Annotated in this window: 6 protein-coding genes; all 6 read left to right on the forward strand. The window is 55.6% G+C overall.

Annotation, left to right across the window (positions count from 1 at the left end):
- On the forward strand, positions 1 to 2,372 hold a 2,372-nt coding region (locus NP596_RS17895; protein ID WP_256616763.1), incomplete at its 5' end, for an efflux RND transporter permease subunit.
- Positions 2,362 to 3,039: a 4'-phosphopantetheinyl transferase family protein gene (locus tag NP596_RS17900; RefSeq protein WP_256616764.1), complete on the forward strand. Its 678-nt coding sequence runs from the start codon at positions 2,362 to 2,364 to the stop codon at positions 3,037 to 3,039. The genes NP596_RS17895 and NP596_RS17900, both read left to right, overlap by 11 nt.
- 161 nt (positions 3,040 to 3,200) lie before the next feature.
- On the forward strand, positions 3,201 to 5,555 hold the full coding sequence (locus NP596_RS17905; protein WP_256616765.1) for a TonB-dependent siderophore receptor: 2,355 nt from the start codon (positions 3,201 to 3,203) through the stop codon (positions 5,553 to 5,555).
- Between the two features lie 12 nt (positions 5,556 to 5,567).
- On the forward strand, positions 5,568 to 6,788 hold the full coding sequence (locus tag NP596_RS17910) for a PepSY-associated TM helix domain-containing protein (RefSeq protein WP_256616767.1): 1,221 nt from the start codon (positions 5,568 to 5,570) through the stop codon (positions 6,786 to 6,788).
- Between the two features lie 565 nt (positions 6,789 to 7,353).
- Positions 7,354 to 8,043, forward strand: coding sequence for an EF-hand domain-containing protein (locus NP596_RS17915; RefSeq protein WP_256616768.1), 690 nt, complete (start codon positions 7,354 to 7,356; stop codon positions 8,041 to 8,043).
- Positions 8,044 to 8,192: 149 nt separating this feature from the next.
- The coding region (locus NP596_RS17920; RefSeq protein WP_256616769.1) for an alpha/beta hydrolase at positions 8,193 to 9,291 on the forward strand (1,099 nt) is incomplete at its 3' end.

A 9,291-nucleotide genomic window follows, 5' to 3' on the forward strand; every position in this document is an offset into this window, starting at 1 on the left:
GGGGCGATGCGGTCGGCGAACTGGTTTTGCTCAGTCTGGCCGACGGCGGCGTGCTGCGCATTCGTGACGTGGCGACGGTTCGCGACGGCCTCGGCGAAAAGGTGTTGCAGTGGCGGCATGACGGTCTGCCGGCACAGGGCTGGGAAATTCATGCTGAAACCGATGCGATCGAGGTGGCGGAAAGTGTCAGGGAGTACATTACTCGAACCGCAGCCGGCCTGCCGCCCGGCGTGCATCTGAAGACCTGGTGGGATGATTCTATGGCGTTCGATCAGCGTATCGATACCTTGCTGGAGGACGGCTTGAGCGGTTTTGTGCTGGTCTGGCTGGTGTTGACGCTGTTTTTGCGGGCCAGAGTGGCGTGGTGGGCCGGCATGGGGATTTTGACCTCGGTACTGGGCACGCTGTGGTGGATGCCGATGTTGGGCCTGTCGCTGAACATGCTGTCCTTATTCGGTTTTCTGCTGGCGATGGGGATTCTGGTGGACGATGCCATCATCATCGGCGAGAGCGTGCACAGCGAACAACAAATACCGGGCGCCGATCCGTTACAGGCGGCTGCCAGCGGCGTGCGCAAGGTGGCGTTGCCGGTGTTTTTGTCGATCTTGATCGCCTTGGCGGCCTTTCTGCCCGGTCTGTTTCTGCCCGGCTGGAGCGGCGAGATGATGCGGCCCATCGTCTGGGTGATGATACTGACGCTAATATTTTCACTGCTGGAGGCTTTGTTGATCTTGCCGGCGCATCTGGCCGTGCCGGCCGCCATCGACACGCGCTTCGAACGCCTGACTCATTGGCGCGAACGCTTGAATCATGGTTTGGAAGCTTGGGTTTCCGCCTACTACCGGCCGCTGTTGCAACGGGCGCTGGCCTGGCGCTATCTGGTGTTATCGTTGTTCATCGTCTTGCTGTTGTTGACTGGCGGCCTGTATGCCGGCGGCCATGTGCGGCGGGCGATGAATCCCGACATCAGCAAGGATGCGTTCTGGGCCAGATTGACCGTGCCCCCCGGCACGGCAGCGGATGAAACCCGGCGCCTGGCCGAGCGGGTGGAGCGCGAACTATTGCGTTATCGTGATGAATTGGAAAAGGCCGAGCCGGGTTACCGACTCCTGCTGGGACAGGAGACCTTGATTTGGGAGCAGGAAGCCGGGTTGTGGCTGGAACTGTCGGAACAAGCGCGGCAACGGGTCAAGGTGGACGATTTCGTTCGTGAATGGCGGCGGCGCATCGGCGATCTGGGCTTGGCACGGCTGGATTTCATCGTCCGCGAGGGCGATGTACCTTACGACATCGTATTGAATCTGGGCGCGGCCGATCCCACGGTATTGCAGCAGGCCGGAGCCGAGTTAAAAAGCCGGTTGTCCGCCTATCCCGGCGTTTACGACGTATTGGACTCCAATATTCCCGGTAAACCGGAATTGCGGCTGAGCCTGAAACCGCTGGGCGAAAAACTGGGTTTGCAACTGGCCGATCTGGCAGAGCAGGTGCGCCATGCTTACTACGGCGTCGAAGCGCAACGGTTTCAGCGCGGCCGCAACGATGTGCGGATCATGGTGCGCTTGCCGGCCGATCAGCGCCATTCGCTGGATGATTTGTACCAGTTGCCGATTCATTTGCCCGATGGCAAACAGACCCTGTTGGCGCAGGTGGCCGAGCTGAGTTTTCAGCCGGGCTATGCGCAGTTAAATCGCCGCGACCGCCAACGCGTGCTGGAAGTCGCGGCCCGAGTGGACCCGGCACAGGCCGATCTTAATGCGATTTATGCCGATCTGGAGCAACAAGTCTTGCCGGGTCTGCAAGGCCGTTTTGCCGGCTTGATAACCGATTTGGGCCGGGAAAGGCAGGAGCAGAACGCTACCCTGCAGGCGCTGGCGCGCAACACCGCCATTGCCTTGACTGTTATATACGCAATCATCGCCGTCAGCTTCCGTTCCTATGCGCTGCCGCTGGTGTTTTTGCTGGCGGCGCCGATGGCCTGGGCCGGCGCGGTATTGGCCCATGCGCTGTTGGGCATGCCGCTATCGATGGAATCCTTGGTGGGCATGGTGGCGGCCAGCGGGGTGGTGGTCAATGACAGTATGGTGCTGCTGGATTACATTCATGAGAACGAAGCGCGCGCCACGGATAAATTCGCACTGATCGCCGAAGCCTGCACCGCTCGATTCCGGCCGATTTTCCTGGCCTTCATGACCAACTTTGCCGGCTTCCTGCCGACGCTGCTAGAAACCAGCGTGCAGGCGCAATTTCTGGTGCCGATGACTTTGTCGTTGGCGGCAGGTTTGTTGTTCGGCATGTTCGCCAGCCTATTGTTGACACCGGTTTGCTATGCCGTATTACAGGATTTTCAACGACAAGGCGACGATGCAGGCTAAACCCTTTTTGCAGGTTGAATGCGTCGATGTTTGGTTCGAGGATTTGGTGGCCAGTGATCCCGACTACCAACGCTATTGGCGATTATTGTCCGCCGAGGAAAACTCGATTGCCCGGCGCTTCGTTCGGGATTTGCATCGCCGGCGCTACGTGGTCTGTCATGGCAAATTGCGCGTGTTATTAAGCGGCTATCTAAATGTCCCGCCTGAACAGATTCGCTTCGCCAGGCAAGCATACGGCAAGCCTTACCTCGTCGATGCCAACGGACAGCCGGCAGCGTTGCAATTCAATCTATCGCACTCCGCCGACTGGATGTTGCTGGCGACGGGGCGGATGCCGCTCGGTATCGATATCGAGGCTTGGGACCAACGGCATGATTTGGCATCTTTAGTTGAGGAAATTCTGGCGCCCGAGGAGAAACATTATTGGCAAGCCTTGTCGGCGCATGAACAAGTGTCGGCTTTTTATCGTTTTTGGACCCGCAAGGAAAGTTTGGTCAAAGCGGTAGGTAGCGGAATTGGTGTTGGTGTCAGCGGCATTCTCACTTCAGTATCCGGAGAACCCGAATTTTTGGCTTTGCCGGATGCTTGCCTACCTACCCGCGATTGGCGCTTGCTCGATTTACAGCTGGCGCCAGGCATGAGCGCCGCTTTGACGTTGGCCGTTTGAATCGTTACTGAGCATATAAGGTACAGACGAACGTTTTTCGTATCGTTTGAGTGACTCATAAGTTGGTGAGCAAGAAAAACAGTGCACGGGAAAGATTGTAATGTTGAGAATCATTATCAGTTGCGATATTATGACGGCAACTCAATTTATTAGGTGCCGCCATGAACGAACAATTTGGAAAAGACCTCTGCCGCAATCAGGGAAACGAAATCTTACGCAGAGCCATTGTCATCGCATTGACCGCGGCTTTATCGACTGGCGAGTTGATGGCTAAAGACCTGGCTGCTACTGAGGATGCGGAGTCGTCAAAGTCCAGCGATAGCAATCGGAAAACCGGAAACACCGAGAGCGAGACAACGCTGCCAGCGGTCTCCGTCGTGGGGCAGCAGCAAACTAAGGCTACTGATCCGGTAGCGGGCTATGTGGTGAATAAATCGTTATCCGGCTCCAAGACCGATACGCCGCTGATTGAAGTTCCACAGTCGATCAGTGTGATCAATAACGACGAGTATGCCGCCCGTGCGGCGCAGAGTATCACTCAAGCCGTGGCCTATACGCCTGGCGTAGTCAGCGGCATGTTCGGGCCGAGCACCCGCGACGATTATTTCAATCTGCGCGGATTCGAGGGTACGCAGTATCTGGACGGCACGCGCTTGATGAGTTCCAGCAACAGCTATGCCCAGCTTCGGGTCGATCCTTACGGCATGGAAAGGATAGAAATATTGCGCGGGCCATCATCCGTGCTTTATGGTCAAAACGCCCCTGGCGGTTTGGTGAATATGATGAGCAAACGTCCTACCGAAACGCCGTTTCATGAAATCCAGTTTCTGGGCGGCAGTTACGACAGGGTGCAGGGCAGTGTGGACTTGAGCGGCCCGGTCGCCGGCCGTAACGATTTGTTGTATCGGTTGGTGGCTTTGGGGCGCGGCAGCGATACTCAGGTCGATCATGTCGAGGATGATCGTTATTACGTGGCGCCGAGTTTTACCTGGAAACCTAGCGATGCGACGACATTTACCTTCCTGAGTCATTATCAAAAAGACGAGACCGGCAATGCTATGCAGTTTATGCCTTATCAAGGCAGTGTATTAGCCAATCCCAACGGTAAGATTCCCACCAACCGCTTCCTTGGCGAGCCGGGTTTCGATGGCTATGACCGCGAACAGTTTGCGCTAGGTTATGCCTTGGAGCATAAGTTCAACAAGACATTCACTGCACGGCAAAATGTGCGATATGCCAATGTCGAAAGCGAGTTGAAAGGCGTGTTTCCCTATAATTCCGCCGGCTTTTTGGATGCAGATTCCCGGCTAGTTGATCGCGATGTCAGCTTTTATCAAGATCAAACCAAAACCTTTACTCTGGATAACCAATTACAAGCCGATTTTGCCACTGGCGAAGTGCAGCATACTTTTTTATCGGGTCTTGATTTTCGGCATTTTGTCAGTAACAGACAAACCGGCAGTGTTTGGGGGGCTGCGACGAATTTCGATATTTACGCTCCGGTTTACGGACAGCCGTTTGATGACGTGATTGGTGGTAGCGGAACATTTACTCGACCCAATATTTCGCAACGCTTTGATCAGGAGCTGGATCAAATCGGTTTTTACGGCCAGGATCAGCTGAAATGGAATCGTTGGATTGCCACGATAGGCGTGCGGAAGGATTGGGTGTCTACCAGCAGCGTGAATACCGATTATCAGACTAATGGCGGCACGGAAGGCAGTAATATTGTCGATTACGCTAATCCTGCTTACACCGCGACCCAGCAGGATAACGAAGCATTTACTTATCGTACCGGGCTAAGTTATCAGTTCGACAGCGGTGTGGCCCCTTATTACAGCTATTCGGAATCGTTTGAGCCGGCTATCGGTGCCAGTTTCGAAGGCTCACCGTTCAAACCGACTACCGGTCAACAACACGAGTTCGGTATCAAATATCAGCCGGTCGGCTATAACGCGCTGTTTACCGCCGCCTTATTCCATCTGACTCAGCAAAACGTCCTGACCCCCGATCTTGAGCACCCATCGGGAAATTATCAAAAACAGACCGGCGAAGTTCGTGCTCAGGGCGCGGAATTGGAAGGTAAAGCCAGTTTGGATATCGGGTTGGATGTCGCTGCTGCTTACACCTATACCGATACCAAAGTCAAAAAATCCAATTCGGAGGAAGAATTGGGTAAGAACTTGACTTATACCCCCGAGCATCAAGCCTCGCTATGGTTGGACTACACACAAAAGACCGGCGATCTCACCGGCTTGGGCCTAGGTGGCGGTTTGCGCTATATCGGCGCCAATTACGGCGATTTGAGCAATAGCCAAAAGGCGCCGGGTTATGTGCTGGTCGATGCATCCGTGCATTACGATTTGGGCAAAGTTCATTCCAAACTGCAAGGCATGCGTCTGGGTGTGAACATGAGCAATTTGCTCGACCGTGAATACGTGGTGACTTGCGGCGGAGACTCCTGCTATTACGGCGACCGCCGCTCGGTATTGGCTAGCCTGCGTTACAACTGGTAAGACTGCGCCGGCATGCGGAAAATCTGGCTGCGGCTGCACCGATACCTTGGTTTGACCGCGGCCATGTTCCTAATGCTGGCCGGCTTGACCGGCAGCATCATCGCTTACCAGCAGGAACTGGACGCCTGGCTCAATCCCGATTTGTTCGAAAGTCCGGCACAAGGACAGTTGCTAACCACGGCCGAGATGTTAGAACGTTTGCGAGGCGATTTACCCCAATACCGAATCGTCTCGTTGCCGCTAAACCGAGAAGTCGGCAAAGCGGTGCGGATTTCGGTGCGGCCTGCCAACGCCGATCAACCGGTCGATGCCGACGAATTGTTCGTCGATCCAGTCGATGGCAAGTTATTGGGCGGACGGGTGTGGGGGGCTTGCTGCTTCGAGCGCCGACATTTGATTCCGTTTGTTTATGTACTGCATTACAGCCTGCAACTGCCCGGCGAAACCGGTTTGTGGGTGATGGGTTCGGCCGCGATCGTCTGGCTGTTCGAGTCGCTGATCGGTTTTTACCTGACCCTGCCCAAACCTAAGCCTCATTCAAAGTCGTTGCCGCGCATTCGGCAGGGGCCGCAAAAAAATTGGCTAAGCCGCTGGGCCATGGCTTGGCGGGTAAAAACCGGCGCCAGTGCCTTGCGCATGAGTTTCGATTTGCACCGCGCCGGCGGCTTATGGTTGTTGGTCTTGATGCTGATGATGTCTGTCAGCGCCATCTCGTTGAATCTGCGCGACGCGGTTTTCGAACCGGTGGTATCGCTGTTTTCCGAATTTACCCCATCGCCGTTCGATGCTCGGGAACAGCGTAGCGAGCAAGCGCCGGTGGAGGCGGCTGTTGCTTTCGTCGATGTGCTGCATAGTGCCGCCACCGAAGCCGGCAAACGGGGTTGGGGCAAGCCGCAAGCCTCGATTTTTTACAATGCGAACTATGGCATTTTCGGCGTTGGCTATGGCGACAACCAAGGCCTGGGGCTTAATTATCTATATTACGACGGCGCAACAGGCGCTTATCTAGGAGATTACATCCCCGGTAGTGGTACGGCGGCCGATATCTTCGAAGCGTGGCAGCTGCCTATGCACAGTGGACAAATCATCGGGATGCCGGGCAGGATTTTGATCTCGCTGAGCGGATTGGCCCTGGTCGGGTTGACTATTACCGGCGTGCTGATTTGGCTGAGTAAACGCAAAGCCCTGCGTGTTAAACAACGGGCTGTCTCTAGTCTGAGTTCAGCAGGCTGACAAAAAGACAAGCAATTATCCTAAATTCGGCATTTAAACCGCGACAAACATGAAAGGCACCAACTTTTAATGCATTACCCCGCTTTACGCATGGCCCGCTGAAGGGTGCAAAAGACGTTTAGATCAAACGCGTGGGCCGTGGATTCCTGCAAGTTACTGTACTGTTCGAGATTCGCGCATTCAATCGAGACCGAATACATTCCATTAAAAGCGATATTAAACCACTTCATAAAGCGGGTTTACCATCCGCGCGCAATATCCCGGTTTCCGCCGAAATTTCATAGCGGCAACAAATTGCCGGTTGCGGCAAGTTAAATAGCCGCAGGCGCAAAGTATTCGCTTTGCCATGGGCGGGCAGCGGCAAACCGGTTATCGGGTTTACATTTTCTAAAAACCGTTAACCCAACTTTACCTGATTTTACGTAATAAGCCCTGTAAAAACATACTGTTAGGTCTGTATATTGCTCCCGTGTTGTTGTGGCCGGCGTTCGGCTACCCAATGTAGGGCGGTTAAAGTGGTCTTATTAGCCGTTCTCCACCCATCTATTATCAGGAGGACAACGCCATGAGCGTAAATACTATCGGCAGTACCCAATCTTCAGTCTTGTATGGCATGCAGCCCCGGCAAAAGCCGGACCCGAATAAAATGGCCGAGGATTTATTCGCCAAGCTGGACACTAATAACCAAGGCTATCTGCAAAAGTCCGATCTGGAAACGGCTTTAAGTAAAGTGAGCGGTTCCAGCGACTCGAGTAGTAGTTTGTCGGCCGACGAATTGTTTTCCAAATTGGATGGCGACGGCGACGGCAAGGTTACTCAGCAGGAAATGGCCGCCACTTTCGAACAAATTTCGGCGGAATTGGACGGGCCGTTTCCGCGCATGAGGTTGCAAGGGCAGGAGGGCATGCCGCCGCCCGGCGAGCAGGCGGATCAAGGCCTGTCCAAAGACCAATTGACCGAAATGGTCGATAGCGCGAATACCGGCGACAGCGGCAAGACCGATGGCTTGAGCCGGTTGTTGGACAATTTCGACCAGGCGGACAGCGATGGAGACGGCAAAATCACCCGCGATGAAGCCAAATCATTCTACGAAAGCCAGGATGTCGGCGCGTCCGCAACGGCTACCGCATCCAGCGAACAGTCCTCCGGCACCAGCGATATGCAGTTCATGAAAACCTTGATGGATTTATTGCACGCTTACGGCGGTCACGAGACGGGATCGCAAAGCGGCAATAGCCTGTCCGCCAGCGCTTAAGCGGTTGGGGGCGGTTTTACCGGTTAACGGCAAGGTTTGCGATTCGAACCTTGCCGCGCTAATGCGCTTTACGCAACTTTACCGCGAATTGACATTACTTAACCGGCGGCTGGCGCATAATAGCCCTAACTTTATGACCGGCCTTCGCTATGGGTAAATTATTCCGCCGCATTTACGTCTGTTTGTCCGCCTCTTTAATGGTGCTGCTTTTGGCGGCCTGTTCCATGCGTCCGGCCGCGCTAACCGAGCAGGAGCAACTTGCCCAGCGCGACGAATTTATCGCCGCCGGCGGTTATCGAATCGCGGGTTCGTATGAGATCGATTCGGCCGGCGAATCTTGGCTGCGCAACGGCAAAGCCTTGGATACGCTGATGTTGGCACCGCGTAAACCGGGAGCTTATCCCTTGATCATTTACCTGCCGGGCCTGGGCGAGCCCGCCGACGCCGGCCGTTTGTGGCGGGAGTACTGGGCCAAGGCCGGTTACGCGGTGTTATCCGTGCAAGATCGGGAGGTGGCGCGGGCTTTCGCGGATTTGGCGCCCGAGTTCCCGGAACAGCCGCGTGCGGACGGCGCATTCGACAGACTATTCGGCGACGAACCGGAGGGGGCGATAGGACCGCCGGGCGGCAGACCGGACAAGGCCGGGCAAGCGTCATCGCAAGCTTTGCTGGAGGGCGAACGGCGTTATATCGGCCGTACATTTTTTACCGAGGAATCGGTACAAAACCGGATCGAGCAACTGTTATGGGTCTACGCGCAGTGCCGGCAGCGCGCCGCGGCCAAGCAAGGCTTGTTCGCCAGAGCGGATATGTCCGCGGTCGTATTGGTCGGATACGACATCGGCGCCGACACGGCTACCCGGTTGTTAGTCAGGCAAACCGGTCATGAGGCGCCGGAACAGCCGGCATTCCGGCCGCTGGCGGCAATGCTGATCAGTCCGGTGGTTGCGGCCGCGGCCGGCAATTTGCGGGCCGATTATCGCGCCATCCGTTTACCGTTATTGGTGCTCAGTTCGGAACAGGATAGCGATAGTTACGGTATCACCACGCCCGAGTTACGCCGGTCGGTATGGGATTACGCCGCGTCCCGCGATAAATACCTGTTGTTGCTCAAACATGCGCGGCACGCGCTGTTCTCGGGTTCAGCCTGGACAGCGTATCGGCATAACGGTGCGGGCGGAGAGGGCAGAGGACTGGGGCCGGCAGGCGCGCGGCCGGATTTTGCCGGGCAATTTCAGGGCGAAGGCC

The organism is Methylomonas rivi, from assembly GCF_024505165.1.
GTDB lineage: Bacteria > Pseudomonadota > Gammaproteobacteria > Methylococcales > Methylomonadaceae > Methylomonas > Methylomonas rivi.

Bases quoted from the DNA above. Each gene is read 5' to 3' on its own strand.
- NP596_RS17900 (WP_256616764.1), top strand. From the start codon at position 2,362: ATGCAGGCTAAACCCTTTTTGCAGGTTGAATGCGTCGATGTTTGGTTC.
- NP596_RS17905 (WP_256616765.1), top strand. From the start codon at position 3,201: ATGAACGAACAATTTGGAAAAGACCTCTGCCGCAATCAGGGAAACGAA.
- NP596_RS17910 (WP_256616767.1), top strand. From the start codon at position 5,568: ATGCGGAAAATCTGGCTGCGGCTGCACCGATACCTTGGTTTGACCGCG.
- NP596_RS17915 (WP_256616768.1), top strand. From the start codon at position 7,354: ATGAGCGTAAATACTATCGGCAGTACCCAATCTTCAGTCTTGTATGGC.